The sequence below is a fragment of the Acinetobacter sp. LF10 genome, assembly GCF_048585715.1.
GTDB lineage: Bacteria > Pseudomonadota > Gammaproteobacteria > Pseudomonadales > Moraxellaceae > Acinetobacter.
The window spans coordinates 222455-246205 of sequence record NZ_CP184160.1 but is presented as its reverse complement, the minus strand read 5'-3'; the positions used below and the strand labels follow the sequence as shown (position 1 = coordinate 246205).

The window sequence follows — 23751 nt, the reverse complement described above, 5'->3', positions numbered from 1 at the left end:
AATTTATTGATACATTGGCTTATTATCATTTAATGCAATTAAACCTCGAATTGCTCGATATACAATCCACACCCATGCAGCAAAAATCACTAACCCACAAAATATAGTACTTGAGAGTGCGACACCTGCAAAAGCATTGGCATTATCGCCTGTAAAAAACAGAAAGAAAAATGGGATAAATGCAATGATATTCCAAGCCAAATACCACCAAAAAGTCCGAATCTGCCAAGTAAAATGGCTTTCAAAAATCGAACCTTGTACATCACTACGTTTTACATAGTTAATAATCAAAGCAATAATCGCCAATAAACCACCACTAAAAATCGCAATGATATAAAGTACATACAGTACCAAAGTCAAAGTACGATTTGGATCTTGATCAACGGAATAATTCATTTTTATTTATCTCCAAAAACTCCCCTCCCAATCAATAGAACACATTGAGTGGAGAAATTAACCAACATATCAACAATATATGAAAGACTATGGTACAGAAATAAATCTTACGAAACGGTTGTTTTTGTGTTTTATGTCTCAGTTTTTGCTGAGCAAACCACCCTCCACACCAACCACCCAAAGAATCCACGATATGCAAAGTCTGCTCTGGAATACGTCGATTCCCCAATTGTGCCGCTTCTTTGTCTTGCGCATACAACCAATAACTAACGACATTCATCAAGCTAATAAACAGCAAAGTATACGGCGGCAATAACTTGCTAAGGCTCGCAATCAGCATAAATACAATATAAATCACAATACCAATCTGCATCGCTGACCAACGATTGGCAGATGTCGGCTGAGCAGGTTTACTGCGATGTTCTATTACTTGTGATGCTTTTAAATAAGTTGCTTGCTGAGCGCGATAACGACCGCGCTCATCCAAAATGACCACATATTCCAAGGCACACCCCACAATTGGGCGCGGCCCTGTGCGAGCAAAGTCTTTGATATGGATAAAGACACGATCTTTATGTGCATCATTCGGTTGAATAAAGCCATAGCCTTTATCATCGAACCATTCAACTAAACGCCCTTGATCTCGCATATTCCTACCCTAAACCTAAAACTTGTTGTAAACGGTTTTGTAACATCATGCGCATTTCCATAGGGTCTTTTTGTGAAATATCTTCACCTGTGCGCCCTTCTGCTGCATTTTTCTGTGCGACCTGTAAACGCATACTCCAAAAACGACAAGCAGCCATCGCTAGGAAAATATCCAGACAAGCCAATTCATCTTGTGTCAGTGGACGAATGCTTTGATAAGCACCTAAGAATGCCTCAGCTTTTTCTATATCCAAATGGGCTTGCGGATAAGCTGTACAGAAGTCATTGATACTAATCGCAATATCAAACAGCCACTCATCTTGATTGAGTTCATAAAAATCAAGAATGCCTTGTAATTGGTCACCCTCAAATAAGGTATTATCCCGAAATAAATCAGAATGAATAAAGCCTGTTGGTCGGTTTGGATATGCTTGCGTAATCACTGTAAATAAGTGAAAGACCTGATTTAAAAGTTCTTGATCTGCTTGAATCAATTGAGGACGTAATTGGTTTGCTACTTCAGACCAATATTGATGATTGCGATTAAAATCACGTTCCAAAGGAAAGCCCTGCAAAGCCAAATGCAATTTTGCCTGCGCTTGGGCAATCGCCTGTACTTGTTTAATACTGGCTGCTTCAGGATGTTCACCCATCAAACGAGGTGCAATCTGAGCAGGTTTATCTGCAATGCTATGAATTGCCTGCCCATTGTATTTTAAGGGCACTGCCACAGGTACGCCTGCCTTACCCAAACAATCCAGTACAGGTACCAGTTCACCTGCCCCCTCAGCATCTAATTCTTCAAAAACCGTTAAAACATAGTGTTTCTGTGATTGATCCACCAAAAAATAATTGGTGTTTTGAATACCGCCTTGGATTGGAATCAGGCCAATTACCGCTAAACCATAAGGCTCAGCGAATGCTTGAACTTCTTCTAAACTCAACGGGGTATAAACCGACATGGAAAACCTGCAAAAAATAGCTGTGAAGTTTGATAGAATACCTGTTCCCTCCATGAAGGTGTAGCACCCCTTTCTTTATTGGCGATTTTTTGGAAAATTTTATGCTCGCAAAACGTATTATCCCTTGCTTAGATGTTGATAATGGTCGAGTCGTCAAAGGCGTTCAATTCCTTGATATTCGTGACGCAGGTGACCCTGTCGAAGTCGCACGTCGCTATAACGAACAAGGCGCCGATGAAATTACCTTTTTAGATATTACTGCTACCCATCATGGACGTGATACGACTTACCGTACGGTAGAACGTATGGCAGAAAGCGTGTTTGTACCTTTAACTGTAGGTGGTGGTGTCCGTAAAGTTGAAGATATTCGTTTATTACTAAATGCAGGTGCAGACAAAGTCAGTATCAACTCAGCAGCAGTATTTACGCCTGAGTTTGTTCAAGAAGCTTCGCAACGTTTTGGCGCACAATGTATTGTGGTCGCAATTGATGCAAAAAAAACTGGCGAAAACAAGTGGGAAATTTTCACTCACGGTGGTCGTAAGCCGACAGGAATTGATGCGATTGAATGGGCTGTGAAAATGGCTGACTTCGGTGCGGGCGAATTGCTGATTACTAGTATGGATGCGGATGGAACCAAAGCTGGTTATGACATTGCCTTGATGCGTCAAATCAATGATCGTGTCAATATTCCGACCATCGCATCAGGTGGCGTAGGTAATTTACAACATTTGGCTGACGGAATTTTGAAAGGCGGTGCAGATGCAGTACTGGCTGCTTCAATTTTCCATTTTGGTCAACATACCATTCCCGAGGCTAAGCAATATTTGGCTGAGCAAGGGATTGAAATGCGTCTTTAAACGCGAGTATTACTCAAAAAACCAACCTCTCAAAATCATCGTTTGAGAGGTTTTTTTATTCACTCAACATTTCATCAGACAAAAAAATACCTTGCGGAGCAAGGCATGGAAACTGCGTTTATACAACGCTAGAGGGTAAACGTGAATTTTTTCATTTTGGCAAATTCTATGCATTTCAAATGCTTGAATTAAAATAGCCATAAACTGGACAAAAATATTGACATTAAAAACAGATTTTATTGACAATTCACGACATGAACAACTGAAATATTGTCGTGATTCGTCAAAATCTTGGTGCTTTATTGTCACACTTCGCATTTTCCACTAAGCAACTGATTCTTGTTGCTCCACATCGGCTACAGGTGACGTCACTAACTTTGGTTTTTGCTCGACCCATTTCGCGGGAAAAAACGACTCGATCGCTTGGGTCAATGCTTTTGAAAGTGGCGCAGGTAACGGTAGACCGAGTGGATTGGCTTCTTTTAAATCAGCAGATGAAACCACGCGTGTGCCCATGACATAATCAAACCATGGTCGCGTTACACACCAATTCGCATCTTGATTCGAATTCATATGATGATCGTAATGCCAAGGAATGGTACGCTTTGCCCAATCAGGTTCAAGATGCGCACGGCGATGTACATAATAATAATTGCCTGCACTATAAACTGCTGCCAACGCCATGCCTTTTGAAAAAGGATAAAACGCCACACTGGCAACACCTGCCACAACAGCAAGTGACATTAATTCATTACGTGTACGCCAACTGTCCAAACCTTCAACATAACAATCATCAGAAAACTCTTGCTTACGAACCTCACGATGATGTGCCCAATGCGATTCCATACTTTTTGGTACAGGACTGTAACGTGGCTGACCCGGACGATGTACACCGTGCAAAATATACTTATGAGCAAACCATTCAAATGCATTTGCAACGGCCAAACCTGCAATAAAACCCTTAATCATAGTTTTCTCCAAATGTTTCCTTATTTTTATTAAAGATATAAATTTTTGTAGGCGAAGTATTGACGATACGATATATTTATATTGACAAAACACGACAGAATAAGGAGTAGACAGGATGTCCCAACTCAAGAACTATACAGGCTCTGTTTATGGCGGATTAGGGCATTTATTAAAAGCCTATTGTGAAGCACAACATATTGCTGTTCCTGAACAATTACAACAAGTTCAAAATCTGGAACGCTTTGATTATGTGATTTGGCGAGACCTACTTGAAGACCTTAATCGTTTAAATCCCAAGACAGGCTTAGGCTTAGAAATTGCAGAGCATGTACAACCTAAACATTTAGGAATTATTGCTTACCTCGTACTATCATGTGAAAACTTGGGCGAAGCATTGGCGCGTTATCATGATTTTCATCGCTTAATTTATGATGGCAGCCCTCTCGTCGTTGAATTTAACCCACCCTACGCATCAATCCGCTGGGAAGCTCCAGAGCCCTATCCAACCCAATTAACAGATGAAATTGCAATTGCGCTGATGGTGCAATTCCTTAAGTTATTTATGTCAGGTGAAGATATCAATCTACACGAAGTGCATTTTGTGAATACCGCACCGAAAAACATTACGGTTTATGAGCAGTATTTCCGTTGTAAAGTCCGTTTTGATCAGCCTAAAACTCAGCTACTTCTACCTGTTACCGAAGCCTTTAAGCCACTTCGAACAGGCGATCACACTTTACAGCAATTGTTGCTACAACAAGCTCAAGCTTTATTAGATAAGCTTCCCAATTCCACTCAACTCGATCAACGTCTGCAACATGCCATTTTGACAGGATTACAGAAAAACCAATATCAAATCGATTTTATTGCCGAAAAATTAGGATTATCGGTAAGACAATTACAACGCCACTTACAACAGCAAAACACCACCTTTCAGGAACGGGTACAACAAATTCGCTTTATGTTGGCAACCGAATACTTAAAAGATCCGCATCTGAGCCTACAAGAAATTGCCTTGCTACTTTGCTATTCGGAACAAAGTGCTTTTCAACGTGCATTTAAAATTTGGACCAACCAAACACCACAACAATGGCGAAACAACAACATTACTTACAATTCTTAATAAAACTAAAGACACACTAAAGGTTTCAAAACAGATCATTTTTTTCCACAACATTTATATAAGAGCCTATGTATCTGTTTGAATTAATTCACAATTTTTCAAAAGACTTACACATATCCATAATAAATTCTTGGATGCATACTTTTTTTATTCTTATAACGAATCGGGTAGTAACAATAAACAAATATTTAGCAGAATTTCTCGGGACTTTTTAGCTGGTTTTTGGTGGTTGTGGTAGTGCTGTGCTTGCCGCTGCATTTCCAGAACTTGGGATCGGCTTCTTAGCTGTGGCACTTGCTTTTGGTCTAACTGTTTTAACGGGTGCTTATGCATTTGGTCATATTTCAGGGGGTCACTTTAACCCTGCTGTCAGTGTAGGCTTATGGGTAGGTGGACGTTTAGAAGCAAAAGATTTAGCGCCTTATATTATTTCTCAATTGATTGGTGGAACAATCGCAGCCTTGGTACTTTACATTATTGTGCAAGGTCAAACAGGCTTTGCAAGTAATGGCTATGGGGATTTATCACCTAACCATTTTTCTTTAATCTCCGCTTTTTTAATTGAAGTGGTACTGACTGCATTTTTCCTGATTGTGATTTTAGGATCAACAGATCGTTGTGCGCCTGCTGGTTTCGCACCGATTGCTATCGGTTTAGCATTAACATTGATTCACTTAATTAGTATCCCTGTAACCAATACCTCAGTAAACCCAGCACGTAGTACAGGTGTTGCCTTTTTGCTGAAACTGCGGCACTGAGCCAATTATGGTTATTCTGGGTTGCACCTATTATTGGGGCAATCATTGGGGCGCTTATTTATAAAGTGGTCGGCAACGAGAAAAGCTAAGCTCACATTCCCATAAAAAACAGCCTTTTCAAGAGGCTGTTTTTTATAAAAATGGATTTTCAATTTCTTGTTCTGGCTTACGCTCAATCTGTTCAGGTAGGCTTTGTTTTTCTAATGCTGCCACCACATCATTGATAAAACTTTGTAATGCTTTGGCTGTTTTCAAACCTGCTTGATCTTTGGTAATTTGTAAGTTGCCATATAAACTAACACAGTCCACTTGATTTTCCAAAGTCAGATCATAAATTGCCGAAGACTGATCGCCCTGTTCAAAAGGTTTAAACATCTTTTCCTCTCATTGTTCTTTTCTGTTTTAGCCTATTTGAGTTAAGCATAATCACTTTAGGATAGCTGCGATATTATCGCAATAATTGTAAAAAAAACTGAACCAATGCTTCAATTAATTGCTTGATTAAAGCATGTTTGGCTTCTTCATCTACTTGCGGTAATTTACTTTCAATCGGTTGTGATTGCCCTGAAGAAAATTGCTGCTGTTGCGCTTGAATACTTGCCGTGGTTGCTTCTTCAGCACATTGACTTTGTCTATCCCAACTCACATAGCTAATTTCTTTATTGGCTTTAACTTGTTGTGCCGATGTAGGCAATTGATAAACATTACGCTTTTGTTGTTCTGTGAGTTGTGGAAATAAATTAATTCCTAACTTTTCTTCTAAATAACAGATGCTCACCACTTTAACCTGTAATGAATCATTATTTGGTGCATAGTACGCACCAATAATCCCCTGTTTAGGTAAATACACTGCCTTATATACAGCAGTCGGTACAATCACACCACTACCAATGGTTTTTAAGCGCTTCGCTTCAAAAATTGGTCCAGTCACGACATAGGCATCTTTATGCTGTTTAGTCACAATAGAGCGTACTGCTTCTTCGAGTTTACGCCAAACTTCCTGATTATTCTTCGGTGATTGCGGCACCATATTGGCTAAAGAAAAGCTATCATGTTGTGCCGCAGTGTTATTCATATCGCCATTCGGCGCCATATGTCCACGATCGTACCCAGAACCACGGTAGTCCGCTAACAATGCACGATGCGCAAGCTGTACCCGTGTTTCCTCATGGAAACTGTCTTCACGTTTAATTTTGACACTTAAACGCTCAGGCGTCAGATATTCTGCTGACCAAAGTGGTGTTTTTGAAATACCCGAATACATCACATTAAAATCAGTGAAGCACAGTGCATAGCTGTCTTTCTTCAAACTTTCTTTTGTAAGTAAAGGAGGAACATCTCGATAAAACTGTTGTAAACAAGCATCATGACTAGATGCTGTAGGCATTAATTTACTAATTTTTTCATTGCCAAAAGCAATCGCAAAACTTCCCGTCGCGATCAAAGCGAGCACAATCTTTCCAACATTTTGGCTCAAAAAAGCAAATGGTGCTTCACTCTTTCTAGTTGTTTTCTTCGCCATAGCTATATCAAAATCAATATGAGCGCGAAGCTTAGCAATTCTAGACTCACGTGTATATTCAGATAAAGCGAAGAACGACACTTTATGTCGCAAAACTGTTCACTTGATCACCAGATAATAAAAATGGCACTCTAAAGTGCCATTTTGAATCGCTTTCTGTTATTTAAATTTCAATCTGACTCCCCAACTCCACAACACGGTTGGTTGGGATTTGGTAGAAATCGCTGACAGGGCTGGTATTCCGCTGCATCGAAATAAATAGTTTTTCACGCCACGGCGACATCCCATCACCCACTGTATGCACAATACGGTCACGTGAGATAAAGAAGCTTATCTGCATAAGATCGTATTCAAACTCTAATTCTTCATAGGCTTGAGTCAATGCTTTTGGCACATTTGGCTCATCTTTAAAACCATAGAAGATTTTAATGCGATAAAAATGCGCATTTAAAGTTTCGACACTGATTCGTTCTTCTTGAGGAACAAATGGAACATCCTCAATCACGACCGTTACTAAAATATTGCGCTCATGTAGTACTTTATTGTGCTTGATATTATGTAGCATCGCATGTGGAACAACATTCGGTGTACCCGTTAAGAATACAGCATCACCCGGTACTCGATGAACATTATCTCCAATACTTTTAACAAATAAATCGAGTGATAAGGTGTCATGCTCAAGCTTGGCAAACGTCAGTTCGCGCCCACGCTTCCACGTCATCAAGATCATAACCGCGACTGCACCGATCAATAACGGTACCCAACCACCTGAGAACATTTTTAATGATGCTGCCGCTACTAAAACCGACTCTAAAATAAAAAATGGAATAATCAAAAACATAACTTTTGGTAAACTCCATTTCCATGCATAGTATACAAAAACAGCAACCAAAATCGTGTCACATAACATGGTTAAAGTCACAGCCAAACCATAAGCACTCGCAAGATTTGAGCTGGTTTTAAAAATTAAAATTAAGATGACAATCGCGATCAGCAATAACCAATTCAGAAATGGCACATAAATTTGTCCTTCTTCAGAATCAGAAGTATGTTTAATGCCTAAACGTGGTAAATAACCCAATTGGATTGCTTGACGTGCTAATGAAAAAACCCCAGAAATAACAGCCTGTGATGCAATCACAGCTGCCATCGTTGCCAAGATAATCATTGGGTACAAAGCCCAACCTGGGACTAGTAAATAGAATGGATTTTCAATAGCCGAAGGGTTACGAAGTAACAGCGCACCTTGTCCAGCATAATTTAATACAAGGCAAGGCAAAACAACGCTAAACCAACCGAAACGAATTGGACGCGGTCCAAAATGCCCCATATCTGCATATAAGGCTTCACCACCTGTGACCGTTAAAACAACAGCACCCATAATAAAAAATGCTTGTACAGGATGAGTGAAAATAAACTGAATTGCCCAATGAGGACTAACCATACCGAGTACGATTGGTGTTTGTACAACGCTAATGATGCCCAATATCCCCAATGACAAGAACCAGAGTAACGTAATTGGCCCAAAGAATTTACCAACAAACGCTGTTCCGTGTTTTTGCATTAAAAATAATGTCGTTACAATCACAATTGCAATTGGCACAATAAACGGATCAAGTACATTGGTGGCAATTGATAGGCCTTCAACAGCGGAAAGTACTGAGATTGCAGGCGTAATAATACCGTCACCAAAAAATAGCGATGCCCCAACAAAACCAATCGCAATTAAATAAATCTTTTTACTGTCGGATATTTTTGCTTTGCGTAGATTCAAAGCAAGTAGAGCCATGATTCCACCTTCACCATTGTTATCCGCACGCATAACAATCGCGATGTATTTAATACTAATAATCAGCATTAAACACCAAAAAATAATCGACAAGATTCCTAATACATTTTCAGGTTGAATTCCTAAGCCATGTGCAGCATGGAAGGATTCTTTCAAAGCGTACAAAGGACTAGTTCCAATGTCTCCAAACACCACCCCTAATGCTGCCAATGCAGTGGCAGGTAAGGCTGCTTTTTTTGCAGTACTTTGCATATATTGTCTTCAATATAGAACGTTATATTCCTTAATATTATCATTAGCCAAGAAGTTTTTCTGCAAATCTGTTCGACTACAACTTGGCAGTCTGCTTTTTTTTAGTTACTATCGCACACCTTGGTGAGGTGTCCGAGTGGCTTAAGGAGCACGCCTGGAAAGTGTGTATACGTTTGCGCGTATCGAGGGTTCGAATCCCTCTCTCACCGCCAAGTTTACTTTCTATGATATCTCATAGAGTCCTAAAAGCTTAAATCTAAAGGGTTTAGGCTTTTTTATTGCCTTATGTTTTCCAATTGACCCTATTGAATCCTGATATAGTTGGGGGTATAACTGGGGGTATAATAAATTACCCTCATTTTTTTACCCCCAAATTTCTATGAAAAATGCCACACGACTTACAGATGCTCAACTCAGAAAGATCAAACCCTCTGAAAAAAAAGTAAAATATCCTGATGGAAAAGGCATGTATTTAGAAGTTACCCCTTCAGGTGGCATGCATTGGCGTATGAAATTTCGCTTCAATGGGAAAGAAAATATTTTCAGCATTGGCACATATCCCGACACCACACTTGCCCAAGCAAGAAGAATCCGTGATGAAGCACGCTTAAACTTAAAAGATGGAATTAATCCAAACGAAGCGAAGAAACAAAAAAAATTGCAGGTAGATGAAAGCACACTTTTCAGAGCACTTGCTATGGAATGGATGCAAGATCGTAAAGCAGTTATAAAAGAAGCAACTTACTTACGTGATTTATCCGTATTTGAGAAAGACCTTTTCCCTGCTCTAGGTGATATGCCAATTGATCAAATCAAAGGTAAAGATGTACTCGCTTGTGCCAAAAAAATTGAAGAGCGTGGTGCGCTGGAAATGGCGAAACGCTCAATCCCTTTAGCTGGGCGTATTTTCCGATTTGCGATTCGTAAAGGAATTATTGAGAACGATCCTACCCCTCACTTAGGCGAGGCTCTCAAGCCTCGTAAAGTAAAAAATATGGCTCGTCTGGACATTTCTGAATTTCCTGCCTTTGTTGAACGTATGGATCGCTACCACGGCAACCTGATCATTAGGTCAGCCTTGCAGTTGATGACTCTTACCTTTGTAAGAACGGCAGAACTGAGAATGATGGAGTGGAATGAGATTGATTATGAGAATCATTTATGGAGAATTCCTGCACATAAAATGAAAATGGCTATGCCTCATATAGTGCCTTTATCAAAGCAAGCTTTAGAGATACTAGAAAGGATTCAACCGATTACAGGTATAAAACAGTACGTTTTCTATAATTACAGTACCGCTAAGCCAATTAGCAGCAATGCTCTTTTATGTGCAATTCGAACAATGGGTTATAACGGTAAAATGACTGGTCATGGATTCCGTGGACTTGCATCAACTACCCTACATGAGCAAGGCTATATGCATGATGCCATTGAAATACAATTAGCTCATAGAGTTGGTAATGCTGTATCTCAAGCATATAATCATGCACAGCATCTTGAATATCGAACTCAAATGATGCAAGAATGGTCAGATTTTATTGATGGGTTAAGGGGCAAATAACACTCACTATTCTCAATATTTTTAATAACATAGAATGTAAAACTATCAATTTCTTAATCTATTTTTTTAGTATAGTACTAAGAAGGATTATTCGTCCGATTTAAAATATAAAAAGCACTTTCTTCCGCCATATCACAAAAAAATCGACTTTTCTGCCAAAAAGCAGCTTTATCTGTAGAATTCAATTCACAAAAAAACTTCTGATACCAATATGCCCAAGGTTTTCTCTTGAGAGTTTCATCGCCTACTGGCCTAGCATGTCGTAGAACTTGTACTTGGAAATCATTAAAATCTATAGGATTAATTATATCTAGAATTGTTTCATCTAAACACCGAAACTCACCCTCAACTCTGTTTTTTATTTCATAGATATCATTCCATGTATCCAACTTACTGATTAAATCTGGATCTGATGTATTCCAGTTAAGTTCTATAATAGGTACAGGATCTCGCAAATTAATGATTTTTAGTTCTAAGCAGTTGTAAGCGGATTCTGTATAAGGATAAAAGCTAAATCTTATATTATTATTTTTAAAAAAGAGATTATCGTCTCCTTTTGCTTTTTTATTACAAGTATCACATATAGGAACTAAATTGTCAGGATGGACTGAAAACAATGGGTAATCTGATTTACATAATTGATGATCATAATCCGACCTCCATTGTTTTTCATCAGGAATATTTGCTCTAATATCTGCTAATGTAGACATACCACAGGCCTTACAAACATTTCCATTGATTGAATCTGAGCGAAACTCAAGAAAATGAGTTAAGATGTTTACACCACCAGCTTGATTAATAATAGGCTGCAATTCTTTAGTACTTTCATATAGATGTGTTGCTAGAACTTTAAATGCTTCAAAACTTTCTTGCGATAAAAAGCTGATTAAATTGGGATTAGGCGTTGAAAAAAAATTTTCAAGATTTTGATTATCAATCATTACTTGATACAATTGTTCACGAATTAATTGTTCTTCGCCTTTTAGACATAGAAATAATTTTTTAAATTTATCACGAGTTAAATCATTTTTACCAGTTGGTTTTCTAAAGTTATTCCAACATGCTTTACCAACAGGAGTATAGCTAAATAGACGTCTCCCAAATCTCTGCTGATTAATAGATTTGTTTAAGAAATAAATTAATTCTTCATTTAACAACTCGAAAACTCGAAATTTAGGAGTTTGTGGATGTAATCTAAAAAGCATTAATCACTCAACTTTTTAATCAAATATGCACGTTCAGCTGAAAGACCCAAATTGTCTTCAATCCATTGCTTAGCTTGAGCATCACCGAATTTTAATTGCTCACGTATTTCATCAATGACACTATGAGAAATCAAAGATCTTAGCCCAAAGTACCGTTTAATAATCACATCAAAAGAGGCCCCATAAGTTTCTTCCTCAACAGGTTTTAAATCAATCAAACCATTGTGATTTCTTTCAAAAAAGAAGACATTTTCTTTTTTAAGTGAAGAAATCATAAATGGTGAATGTGTTGATAAAAATATTTGTGAATCTTCAACTCCCTCATCATTTAGATTCAATGCTTTTTCAAGGTAAGTATGGAAGTAAGTTCGCCATGAAGGATTAAGATGTGTTTCTGGTTCATCAAATAAAAAGAGAGACTGCCCAAGACCAAAAATAGTTGAAGCTGCTAACACCTGCATAAGTTGAGCTTCACCATCAGAAAGATCATCAAAACATACTTCCTGATTCTTATTGTTCAGAAATCTCAGCTCAACCATACTTAAAGGTAACTGAGTTTTCAAAGGTGTTTTAACTGTTTCAATAAAGTCATCTTTAGCTAACTTTCTTCTATTAGTAATAGGCCATTTTTTATTCCCTAATTGTTGTAATTTCAACAATCTTAGGAAAAACGATCTAGGATCATGATAATTAGCTTCTCGTAAATTATTCAAAATACTCGAATTACTAAAATCAAGCTCAATTATACCAGCTAGAAAATTTAACTCATATTGATCAAATTGATCATTAGTCGTTCTATTTCCAATAGGAGTTATATTATTTTCCCCAACAGACCGTACGAGCATTTTTATATCACGGATCGCATCTGTATCGATAACCCCCGATCTCAAATCATAATAAATCTTAGCCTTTATAGGATATTTAAAGCCTAACTCCCCTAATATCTGTTCAACTTTTTCTAAAGGTAATAAAACGAGACTCAACAACAAAAGGCTTGTGCTATCGTAATCCAGATATATAAGATTACTTGGCTGTGGGTTAACTTCCCTAAGACTTAAATAGTTCTCTTGATCATAATCTTCAGAATAGAGATTATCGAATATATGAGGATATTTCTTAAGAAATTTTTTATTAATTTCAGAAACTTGCTCTTCATCAACACTCTCAGTTAATAGTTTTTGACGCTGTGCACTTATTCTTTTAATTTCAAAGTACTGTAATGAGTTTTTCATAAAAGCACGCTGAAGATTTTCATTCAATCCAGATGCATAACCCACTATAAAATCAGGTAATGGAGCTCCTAAAAGCAATAGATGTTGTTCGCCATCATTAGTAATCTTATAAGACTTGACCTCATTCTCATTAATATTCACCAAAATCACGTCTTCAGTTTGATTCTGATTTTTTATTGCATACTCCAAACTTACTTCAAATGGTAATGGAGTTCGTACAACAAAATCCTCACGCTGCCAACGCTCAAGATAAGCAAAGGTTTCTGCGATTAACTCAAGAAGCTGAGACTTACCAGAGCCATTCAAGCCTATCAAAGCATGAATATTTCCCTTAGTATTTCGAAAATCAAAATATTGATTTTTTAAGCCCTTATATTGCCCAATTAGCTCTAAAGACAATAAACGCATTATGCTTTACCTCGACCAGGCTTTGTAACAGATTTAGCTGATCGCTCTGCTTTAATCCTTTCCAATAATGCTTCAGCACTGTTTTCACCACTGATTAACTCTGGATTAGCCTCACGCCATTCAGCAGTGAGCTCTCCCCGAAATGCTTTAGATAGGATAGATTGAGTAAGGTTATTTACACGATCTAAAGCAGACAGCACTTGCTGCTCTATGCTCTCACTAGTGCTAAATAACTGATCCACTCGATTTATAATTTCCAATTGCTCCTCCAAAGGAGGAATTGGAACTGTAATTTTAATCAACCTAGTTAAACCTAGATCCTGATTACCCACCCCATGAGTATATCTCTGAGACAATTGGTAGCAATGACTCGAATTCATAGCCTTCGCTAGATAATTCCCGTCAATCACGTTTGTTATTTTTAAGACAGCAACATGAACCCATACATTAAAATCCCTACTTTCCTGATTAAAGTAGGCAATTCCTGTAGTGCCCCCTTTCGTGTAAAGAATATCACCTATTTCAGGCTTGCATCTTTTAGATAATTCTTCATGGAGCTCATTACTAATAAACTTACATTGAGTAAAATTAATTCCTTTTTCAGTAATATTCCCACCAGATATAAATGGGACACCTTCCTGTGTATATTTCGGGCTGAAGTGTGGTCCATCTTTAACACTCCAAGCTAACTCCCCGAGATTAGTCCACAACCAGCCTGCAGGTAGTGCAAAGCAATCTTCATCCAGAACAGATTCTGGATCTTTATATTTTGCCCTCCATTTTTCATTAGTTGGAACCTTATCTTGTCTACAAAGTCTCTGATACTCCGCATGCTCCCAATGTGATTTCCTAGCCTCTAAAATATCCTTTCGAGTTATAGGTGAACTGCCTAATTGTTTCCCTCTCCACTCCTCCGTCAACTTCCCACTCACAGCAGCAGCAAGCACAGACTGACGGAATTGTTTAAGAATCTCAGGGATCCGCTCTAAACGAGCTTTAATGCTCTCTACTTGAGCCAGTAGGGTATCAAGCTTATCTGCAATGACTTTTTGTTCGGCTAGTGGTGGGAGTTGAATCTCCATATTCTCAATAGCTTTTCCCGAAATATTAGGCTGTGCCCCACCATAAGCCTCTTTAAGAATATTCTCGCTTAATGAAGCAATAAGATAGTTCCTAAATCTCGTACTGCCTAACTTATCTGAGCGTAATTTTAAATTACCAACTCGCTGATTCTGGAACGCTGGCTCTTTGCCTTTATATACTCCAATTTTTCCGGTTGTTGCCCCAGACATTGCTATCAGCAAATCGCCTTTACAGACTTCGAACCCAACCACAGGGTCCGAAACGTGTATCGCATCCGCATCTGATGCATACATGCCATCAATATCAGAAATGCGAATAACAGGATATGTCACATCATTAGGTTGAACATAACTATTACTTTTAAAAGCAAACCCATTCTTCAAAAATAAATAATCACCGACCTTCGCTATCACCCATCCATTAGGCAACCATTCTTTCTGACTCATCAATTAACCCCTAAAGCAGCTAATAACGAATCTAGCTCAGCCAATGCAGCTACCAGTTCCTCTTTAGCCTCACTCGCTAAAACTTCAGGCTCAGGTAAATTTGCAGCATCTACACTATCTTTATCTTTTAGCCAGCTAATATCTAATGAATCATCCTTGTTCTTAGCAATCCACTCACGGCTAAAACAGCGCCAACGGCTATGAGCTAACTCTTTATCTACATTTCGGTTTGCATCGTCATTTGCTAACTCTATTGATAAAGCATCAAAACTATATTCACCTTCTTGTCTTGGGCTAGTACCTTTAGGGTCATCACCATATACCACTTCAAATGGCTTTAAATGTTGCTCTGTAAACGGTGTTCGTTTACCAAAACTTGGCATATTTGTGCGCAAATCATAGACCCAAACCTGCTTGGTACAATTTTCTTCTTGGTATTTTTCTTCAACACTGCCTTTCGTAAAAAACAAGACATTCGTTTTCACACCTTGTGCATAAAAAATCCCTGTCGGTAGACGCAAAATCGTATGCAGATTACACTTATTCATCAAATCCCGACGAATTTCTGTACCTGTACCTGATTCAAACAAAACGTTATCAGGTAATACAACAGCTGCTCGCCCACCCGGTTTTAAACCACGATAAATATGTTGTAAGAATGCTAATTGTTTATTACTGGTTGGATAAGTTAAATCATCACGAGTAATACTAGCTTCTCCACCTTTTGATGTACCAAATGGAGGGTTTGCTAAAATTACATCCACTTTCGGCAAGTTTGCCCCGATTTGCCCTAAAGAGTTCCCAAGGTGAATCACACCTTCATCATCGCCTTCCATACCATGCAGTAAACAGTTCATTAAGGCTAAACGACGCGTACTAGGAACAAGCTCAACACCAACAAAAGCTTTATTCTTTTGAAATTTTTGTTGATCACTCGTTAAATCATACAGATCATCTGTTTGTTCTTTAATATATTGGTCAGCAGCAATTAAAAATCCAGCAGTACCCGCAGCAGGGTCTTGAATTGTTTCTCCAGCTTGCGGTTTTAAACAACGTACCATACTATTAATTAAGGGACGTGGTGTAAAATATTGGCCTGCACCAGATTTTGTTTCAGAGGCATTCTTTTCTAATAAACCTTCGTATAAATCACCTAAACCATCTTTCGTGGCACTAAACCAATCAATCTGATCTAGGGTCTTAATCATTTGTTCTAAATGGCGCGGCTCTCGCAAACGTGTCTGCGCATCTGCATAGATAGCAGAAATTAGAGGGTCTTCATGAATCTGCTTTCCATCGTGGTCTTTACCTGTTGATAGGCTCAATAATATGCGCTTGTAATCATTAAGTAGATTTAGACCAGATTTTCCTTTTAAATCTTCCCAACGGCATCCTTCAGGTAAAGGATGACTCTTTAAAGTGCCAGCTTCAGTGTTTTCATGAACCATTTTAATAAATAATAATAAAACCAGTTCAGTCACATAATCTGAGTAATTAATGCCGTCATCGCGCAATACATCACACAGATTCCAGAGTTTTTGAACAATATCATTATTTGTCATGGTCAATCCAAATTAAAAATTACGCACTTTGCGAAAGCCAAATAGCTTCGCTCAATTGATCTAAAACAGTATCGAGCTGATTGCCTAACACTTTATCCATTTGCTTAGCACCGCCCTGATCACTAAAGCGGTTATTAACAAACTCACGGTCAATAATGACTTCATGTACAAGCTGCTTTGCTAAACGTTCCAACCATTTACGTTGGGCTAATGTCCATGGATGCATAGCATAAATTCGTTGCATCCCTTGCATGACACGTTGTTCAAATGGAATTAATGCTTCACCTAAAGCTGCCCGACGTATATGCCCAACAATACTCGCGGCAATGTCTTGATTGGTTTGCTGGAGAACTGCACTCCGCAAATTGGCTTCATTATACCCGTTGCCATCCAACAACAACTTAACTTCTTTTAACTGCTCTCGAGTTAAATCTTTAGGTCTATTTACCACTACACCTAAAGCAACAGACAAGTTCAACTGTTCTTTAATAAAGTGATTAAATTGATCTAGGTAATCTTCAGGCTTTTGATTTGCACCATAAGTCTGTTCTCGATTGACCAACTCATCCTGATGCTCTGAAATAATAGGCTTCCTGTCAGAACCAAGAAGTTCATCAACTTTAGCTAACTGATTGACTAAGCCTGAATGCTGTATCATAAATTCAGCAGCCTTTTTAGGGCCTAGATCATGTAAATGCTTATGAAGTGTCTTAGGCTCAACACCCCACTGTTCCTGCAATTCATTTAACTTTTGTTTTAATAACGGCTTATTTTCTGCTTTTTTCTCAGCTTTACGCAAAACTCTCATTAATTTTTGGCTTAGCTGACTCAGGACAACATGCGCATGTGTTTCCCCTAATTGCTCACCAGGGCAGTTTAATGCTCTGTTCAACATTTCAGGATCTGTTAACTCTTCAACGAGTTGTTCTAGAGTTACATTCGGGTCTTTTACTAACGGCTTCATGGTATTTACATCTTGCAAAGCAGCATAAATATCCACAGGGTCATAGATACGAAAAACAGTTTTGCCAATCTCATCACAACGACGGGTCGCACGACCAATCATCTGTTCATATAAAATACGAGACTTCACTCGGCGCATGAACACAAGATTACAAATCTTAGGAACATCAATCCCTGTAGTAAGTAAGTCAACAGTAACTGCAATACTCGGGTATCTCTCATTTTTGTATTGACGAATTAGTTGATCAACCTTGTCACTTTTACCTGTAATCTTGGCGACCGCAGATTGATTATACCCACCATTGTAAATATCTTTAAAAGCATCCCCTAAAAGACGTACCACCATATCAGCATGAGCATCGGTCGCACAGAAGATCATGGTCTTCTCATCACCAAATGGATCAATTTCTTGAGCTAATTGTTCACAGATCACTCTATTAAAGTCTTTAGTAATTACTTGACGGTTAAAAGCATCAACTTCGAAATTAAGCTCATCATCGAGTTCAGCACTTTCGATTGAGCCTGTTTGTGTATTGATCGCATTAACATTTTCCCCTTTGGAAAATTTAATCCCATTTTGAGAAAGTAAAGTTTCATAACGAATCGGTGGCTCATGATCTATAAGCCAATCATCTGCGACTGCTTCTCGGTAAGAATAGGTATAGACGGGTTTACCAAATATGTCACTCGTATGTTTTGCAGGAGTTGCTGTTAAACCTACTTTGACTGCGTCAAAATAGTCCAACACTCTTCTATAGCTAGATAGATATTGAGCGGCATCACGAGTTGCGATTTCGCCTTCAGTCATTTCCTGATCTAGGGCATACCCCCGATGGGCTTCATCCACAATAATACAATCGAATTGGTCAACTGGAGGTGGGTTATCACTCTTAAATATGCGATTGACCATTGCCTGCACCGTTGCCACTTGCACACGTGTCTCTGCTTCAGCAGTCATATCACCCAGCTCAGCTACATTATAAATTTTAGATAACGTATAGTTTTGCTCTAATGGAGCTTCGTTGAACGCATCAAGCGCTTGCTGACCTAAAGCAGTACGATCTACTAAAAATAAGATACGTTTAAATCTTTCTGTTTTTAAAAAACGGTACATCAAACCAATAATTGTTCTTGTTTTACCAGTCCCTGTTGCCATTGCTAACAGCGCTGAACGAACACCTTGAGATAAAGCATTTTCAACTGCAATAATTGCTTTTTGTTGATAATCACGAACTTTTAAATATCCAAAAGGCTCATCTTTTAATTTTTGTTGCGCCTCTTCTTTACTTCGTTTAAGGATATCTAATAAACCGTCTGGACTATGAAAGGATTGTAATGGACGTCTAGTGTTACTCACACTGCGTACATCTCTAAACCAAGTTCCAGACTGTTCTGCCGATTGTTTGAAATACTCGCGACCATTACAAGAATAAGCGAAAGGAATATGATAGAAGCTATCAACACCATCAGACCAAGGTTGTGATAATCCTTCTAGCAGCCAAGCACCTTGTAGTGGAGCTTCGATCGTTATTCCATGACTGTACCGTTCAGCTTGAGTGATAGCGCCAGCCACATTCAGATTTTCTTTTTTTGCCTCAACTACAGCAATTGGCGTTAATCCTGAAAACAGCACATAATCAGCACGTTCACCTTTAATATTTCCTCGCATAGGCCATTCAGCAATTGCAATATTTCGCCCTTTCTCAGGTCGAGCACCTTTACGATAATCTAGTTCTTGTGTATCGGCATCCCAACCAGCCTCTTGCAACTGCTGATCAATTAAAATACGAGTCAATTTTTCATCTAATACAATAGATTGACTTGCTGTTCTTGCATTACGACCAATCTGTTGACGTTTGACAGAAACTTCTTTTTCATTCTTACTTAAAAGTTGTTGCTGTAACTCTTTAACCTTTTCTTCATATTCTCGTTGCTGCTTTGCAAGCGCATCTTCATGGGCTTTAGCTTGGATAGCAAATTTCTGAGCAGCCTCATCCATTGCTGAAGCTAATGCTTTAAACTCTGCTTTTTCTTTAGCAATTAATTCATTCAACTGCTGACTAGAATCCACTTGAACATTAGTGGCTTGTAAGTCATTTTTTAATTTAGATATTTCAGCCTGCAACTCTCGCAATTGTAAACTAGGATCAGCAGGAGGAACAAAAGGTGTTGGTTTGAAATCTGGTCCAGCCTTACCAAAAGATCGATGAAACCAAATTGCTAAATTACGCGCTACAACTAAACCACTAATAGCTTCTTTATGTTTGGTCTTAAATTGGTGAGTTGCTTTGTTACCCTCAATCCGTAAAGTATGAAATAAATCACGTACAACTTTATCTAATTTTAGCTCACCGTTTAACTTATAAATTAAGTCTGCCTGAGTGGTTTGCTCACTAAATTCAATACCAAGTGTTACCGCCATATGTTGTGCAATAGCTTCCCCTAGCTGACGAAGCTTAATTAAAGTTGTATTAGGATCGCTATAGAAAGCTCTCTCAGCTGCCCCAGCCAATTCAACGAATAAAGGGTCGTACTCAACCAAAAAAGCAAAATTTGTCGATTCAAGTGTCACGCTAAATCTCTCAGTCTTATTTTTTATCAAAGGTAATAACTAGATAATCAAACTATAATGACATCAGGTTACAAGTTTACGCCAAATAAATATCTTTTATATTAGCCGAACAATGACTTATATAGATCAAAAGATCTATATATATTTCCTAGGAGAATAGATCTGATTTCATTTAGAACTTAGGTAGGCAAATCAATTGCTAAGAACTAAATTAGTTGTTAAATTCTATTTTATTTTTATACAAAGAATATGAATTCACATTCTAATACTAATCAATATTTATTGTTTGAAGAAGAATACTCAACCAAAGACTATCTTTTTGTTTCTAAAGAAAAAAATAAGATAGGCAGTATATCTCGTTTAGCTTTACCTCAAAAAGAAAATATTTTTTTTATTCAAAAAAAAGAAAATTGTACTTATACACTAATTCATAAAGAATCTGGTCTACAATTTGAAGCTGAACTCACAAAGTATAAAAATAGCTATAAAATAAAGAATAATCTTTTATTTCCAAAATTTGAGTACGAGAAGAGTTTAACCGAAGTACAGCTTTTACCTCAGCATGCAACAGAAAAGAGCCTTCGTCCCGCACAAATTGGAGCCATACACTCTCTCTTATCACATTGGTCTTTAGAAAATGGGGTAGCCACAGTTGTGCTCCCTACAGGGACAGGCAAAACCGAAACAATGCTCCTAACAAGTATTGTAACGCAAGCTATTAAAACGTTAGTTATTGTTCCAACTATAGATTTAAAAGAACAAATTTTTGAAAAATTTCAAAACTGGGGGATGCTTAGAGAACTTGGGGTAATCCCTTACAATTTTAAAAACCCCAAGATTATCGCACTCGAAAAAACAATAACAACTGATGAAGATATAGATGTAATAAATTCGGCCGAAGTTGTTATTACAACACCTGCATTATTGGCTCGTAGTCCAATTAAACTACATAATAAACTTCAAAAACTTTTTAGTAATGTTTATTTTGATGAAGCTCATCATGTCAAAGCACGTGAATGGGATCTGCTAAAAAAATTGTTTAAAACATCTAAAATTGTTCAATTCACAGCTACACCTTACAGACATGATAGACAGCCTATAGAGGGTAAGGTAGTTTTCAATTACCCACTTTCTCAAGCTTTAAAAGATAAATGCTTTTCAAAAATTTCACTTATCGCAGTGGATGAAAGACATCCAAAAAAGAAAGATTTAGCTATCGCCCAAGCCGCTGTACAAAAGTTAATAGCAGATCGAAAACAAGGCTGGAAAAATCATAGAATTATGGTTCGAGCTAATAGATTAGAAAAAGCTACCGAGCTTTTAGCGCTATATCAAAGCTGTTTTCCAGATGAGAGAATTACACTTGTTCACTCTGACTCCCCCCAAAGAAAAAGAATTATTGAAGATATAAAAAGGGATATGTATGACATTGTAATTTGTGTAGATATGCTTAAAGAAGGTTTTGATTATCCTAATTTTAAAATTGCTGCTGTTCACGGTATGCATAAATCCATCTCTGTCTTACTACAGTTTATTGGTCGTTTTACCAGAACACAGGAGGGACTTGGAGATGCCTCGTTCATTGTAAATTATGCTGAAGAAAATATGTCTCTAGAATTGGAGAACTTATTTCAAGAAGGCACTGGATGGGAACATGTTATTAGCCAAATTGCAGATGCTAGAAAAGCTCAAGCAGAATCTCTCCTTTCATTTTTACAAGGATGTCAACCATATGCTGGCTTTGACTCTCCCGATATCACATTAAATCCCAAGTTAGTATACCCGGCTTTAAGCTGCGTTTGTTTTCATGCGGATAAAGTAGATTGGCTTAAATTTAAAGATGCATTTAACATAAATAGATATGCTATTTCCCAACCCTATTTTAATCAATTAGAAAATGTTTTTTATTTCACCACACAAAGTCGGGACAAAGTAAAATGGGCTCGTTCAGATAAAATTAGGGATCAAACTTGGGGGCTTATTGTTTTACATTACGACATTTCAACTAAACTTCTTTATTTAGGATACTCAGATAAACTACTTGATATTGAAAATTTAATTAAAAAAATTAGTCTAGATACGGCAGTTCAAATTAAAGATGATAATGTTTTTAAAGCTTTTCACAATATAAAAAGATTAAGTATTGTCCATGCAGGTATCTTCAAACCAGCTAATCATCTACATCGCTACTCTCGACTGAGTGGGGCTGATGTAACAGCTGAGTTAAGCAAATGGAAAGAAGGAAATAGATGCAAGAAATCAGATTTTGTTGGTATCGGTTTTAAAGAAGGTAAACCTATCAGCATAGGAGCATCGATTAAAGGTAAAGTCTGGAGCCCTTCTAAAGCTGCTGATCTAAAAGAGTGGAAAGAATGGTGTATTAATATTGGAAAAGTAATTACAGATCCCAACATTGATGCGAATCAAATTCTAGAGGACTCAGCTGAAAAAATTCAGCTAGAAGAATATCCTGACAATATGGTTGTTTTAGGTACAGATTGGGCAGAAGATCTTTATGAAAAAATACATAAGCTAACTTTAGAGGTAGATGGAATTTCTTATCTACTCTCTGAAGCAAAAATTAATTTTATTAATTTTACTACCCAGACAGCTCATTTCAAGATATCTATTTATGAAACTGAAATCTTATTTTCACTTACGTTAGGCGGAGAAAAAGGGTTCCAAATTGAAAGATTAGAAGATAAAAAAATATATATTTCAGGTATAAAAAAAGATGAAATACTATTAAAAAAATTCTTAGAAGACTACCCACCAACACTTTTTTTAATTAATAGTGATACTATCGCAGGATGTATCCATACAAAATTTAGTGATAAACCAGAATATCGAATTCCAAAAGAGAGAATGGAAGCTTTGGAATGGAATGATGTAAATTTTAAGATTGAATCTATCTATAAAGATGGAGGAATGCGTACAAATTCCATTCAAGAATTTATGATGAAAAAGTTTATTTCTGACGGGGCCAATATTGTCTTTAATGATGATAATTCTGGAGAGGCCGCAGATATTATTGCAATATTCAAAGAGGAAAATCTTATTCGTTTTGAACTTGCTCACTGTAAATATTCTAAAGAAAAGGCTGGAGCAAGGCTATCCGATCTATATGAAGTATGTGGACAAGCAATAATATCTTTACGTTATAAATGGAGACCTGAAGAATTAATACGACATTTATTACGCCGCAATCAAACAGGCGTTCTTGCTGGAAAGAGATTTTACTATGGTGAGCAAGATGAGCTAAACGAGATCAATAAAGCACTAAAGTACACAAATGTTGAGTTTGTTTTCTCAATAGCTCAACCAGGAGTAAACATTTCTTTAATTACTACAGATATGTATGATTTCTTGAGTTCCATCTATTCTACTGTTATTGATATGACTGAGACTAAACTTAAATGTTATTTCAATAAGTAATTCTT

The 23751-nt window shown here is 37.6% G+C and carries 16 protein-coding genes, 1 tRNA gene and 1 pseudogene; 6 read left to right on the top strand and 12 right to left on the bottom strand.

Features of this window, described 5'->3' with window-relative positions; translation table 11 throughout:
• Positions 1 to 3: 3 nt before the first annotated feature.
• Genes ACN19N_RS01100 through ACN19N_RS01090 form a run of 3 tightly spaced genes read right to left on the bottom strand, consistent with a single transcriptional unit; the run spans position 4 to position 2006 of the window.
• Positions 4 to 396, bottom strand: a complete 393-nt coding sequence (locus ACN19N_RS01100; RefSeq protein WP_046739924.1) for a DUF4870 family protein — start codon at positions 394 to 396, stop codon at positions 4 to 6.
• A gap of 31 nt (positions 397 to 427) precedes the next feature.
• Positions 428 to 1045, bottom strand: a complete 618-nt coding sequence (locus ACN19N_RS01095; RefSeq protein WP_420001813.1) for a DUF1294 domain-containing protein — start codon at positions 1043 to 1045, stop codon at positions 428 to 430.
• 4 nt (positions 1046 to 1049) lie between these two features.
• Positions 1050 to 2006 carry a homoserine kinase gene (locus tag ACN19N_RS01090; RefSeq protein ID WP_420001812.1) on the bottom strand — a complete coding sequence of 319 codons (957 nt, stop codon included), beginning with the start codon at positions 2004 to 2006 and terminating at the stop codon, positions 1050 to 1052.
• Between the two features lie 101 nt (positions 2007 to 2107).
• Between ACN19N_RS01090 and hisF the strand changes: the two genes are divergently transcribed.
• Positions 2108 to 2866 carry an imidazole glycerol phosphate synthase subunit HisF gene (gene hisF / locus ACN19N_RS01085; protein ID WP_004659983.1) on the top strand — a complete coding sequence of 253 codons (759 nt, stop codon included), beginning with the start codon at positions 2108 to 2110 and terminating at the stop codon, positions 2864 to 2866.
• Between the two features lie 324 nt (positions 2867 to 3190).
• Here the strand turns inward: hisF and ACN19N_RS01080 are convergent, their stop codons facing one another.
• A complete protein-coding gene (locus ACN19N_RS01080) occupies positions 3191 to 3835 on the bottom strand; it encodes a hypothetical protein (protein ID WP_420001811.1) in 645 nt (214 codons plus the stop codon).
• A gap of 115 nt (positions 3836 to 3950) precedes the next feature.
• On the opposite strand from ACN19N_RS01080, the gene ACN19N_RS01075 reads away from it, so the two are divergent.
• Both ACN19N_RS01075 and aqpZ read left to right on the top strand, forming a co-directional pair.
• Positions 3951 to 4958, top strand: a complete 1008-nt coding sequence (locus ACN19N_RS01075) for an AraC family transcriptional regulator ligand-binding domain-containing protein (RefSeq protein WP_420001810.1) — start codon at positions 3951 to 3953, stop codon at positions 4956 to 4958.
• A 215-nt stretch (positions 4959 to 5173) separates the two neighbouring features.
• Positions 5174 to 5805 (top strand): annotated as a pseudogene (gene aqpZ / locus ACN19N_RS01070) (aquaporin Z).
• 43 nt (positions 5806 to 5848) lie between these two features.
• On the opposite strand, the gene ACN19N_RS01065 reads toward aqpZ, so the two are convergent.
• From ACN19N_RS01065 to ACN19N_RS01055, 3 genes are all read right to left on the bottom strand, one after another.
• Entirely contained in the window at positions 5849 to 6091 is a 243-nt protein-coding gene (locus ACN19N_RS01065) for a hypothetical protein (RefSeq protein WP_420001809.1), read from the bottom strand.
• A 73-nt stretch (positions 6092 to 6164) separates the two neighbouring features.
• Positions 6165 to 7238 carry a DNA/RNA non-specific endonuclease gene (locus ACN19N_RS01060; protein ID WP_420001808.1) on the bottom strand — a complete coding sequence of 358 codons (1074 nt, stop codon included), beginning with the start codon at positions 7236 to 7238 and terminating at the stop codon, positions 6165 to 6167.
• 163 nt (positions 7239 to 7401) lie between these two features.
• The gene (locus ACN19N_RS01055; protein ID WP_420001807.1) at positions 7402 to 9279 is read right to left on the bottom strand and encodes a potassium transporter Kup; all 1878 of its coding nucleotides are present in this window, start codon (positions 9277 to 9279) and stop codon (positions 7402 to 7404) included.
• Between the two features lie 122 nt (positions 9280 to 9401).
• Between ACN19N_RS01055 and ACN19N_RS01050 the strand changes: the two genes are divergently transcribed.
• Together ACN19N_RS01050 and ACN19N_RS01045 are read left to right on the top strand one after the other, a co-directional pair.
• Positions 9402 to 9491: transfer RNA gene (locus tag ACN19N_RS01050), tRNA-Ser, on the top strand.
• A 167-nt stretch (positions 9492 to 9658) separates the two neighbouring features.
• Positions 9659 to 10840, top strand: coding sequence for a tyrosine-type recombinase/integrase (locus ACN19N_RS01045; protein WP_270913308.1), 1182 nt, complete (start codon positions 9659 to 9661; stop codon positions 10838 to 10840).
• 77 nt (positions 10841 to 10917) lie between these two features.
• Here ACN19N_RS01045 and ACN19N_RS01040 read toward each other — a convergent pair whose 3' ends face one another.
• Genes ACN19N_RS01040 through hsdR form a run of 5 tightly spaced genes read right to left on the bottom strand, consistent with a single transcriptional unit; the run spans position 10918 to position 20311 of the window.
• Entirely contained in the window at positions 10918 to 11997 is a 1080-nt protein-coding gene (locus ACN19N_RS01040) for a hypothetical protein (protein WP_346808804.1), read from the bottom strand.
• Positions 11998 to 12044: 47 nt separating this feature from the next.
• Complete coding sequence (locus ACN19N_RS01035) at positions 12045 to 13685, bottom strand: AAA family ATPase (protein ID WP_270913304.1); 1641 nt, start codon at positions 13683 to 13685, stop codon at positions 12045 to 12047.
• Positions 13685 to 15214, bottom strand: coding sequence for a restriction endonuclease subunit S (locus tag ACN19N_RS01030; protein ID WP_270913301.1), 1530 nt, complete (start codon positions 15212 to 15214; stop codon positions 13685 to 13687). The genes ACN19N_RS01035 and ACN19N_RS01030 overlap by 1 nt, the downstream gene beginning before the upstream one ends.
• On the bottom strand, positions 15214 to 16776 hold the full coding sequence (locus ACN19N_RS01025; protein WP_270913299.1) for an N-6 DNA methylase: 1563 nt from the start codon (positions 16774 to 16776) through the stop codon (positions 15214 to 15216). The genes ACN19N_RS01030 and ACN19N_RS01025 overlap by 1 nt, the downstream gene beginning before the upstream one ends.
• Positions 16777 to 16795: 19 nt before the next feature.
• Complete coding sequence (gene hsdR / locus ACN19N_RS01020) at positions 16796 to 20311, bottom strand: type I restriction-modification system endonuclease (protein WP_270913297.1); 3516 nt, start codon at positions 20309 to 20311, stop codon at positions 16796 to 16798.
• A 249-nt stretch (positions 20312 to 20560) separates the two neighbouring features.
• On the opposite strand from hsdR, the gene ACN19N_RS01015 reads away from it, so the two are divergent.
• Complete coding sequence (locus ACN19N_RS01015) at positions 20561 to 23746, top strand: DEAD/DEAH box helicase (protein WP_309004432.1); 3186 nt, start codon at positions 20561 to 20563, stop codon at positions 23744 to 23746.
• Positions 23747 to 23751 lie beyond the last annotated feature (5 nt).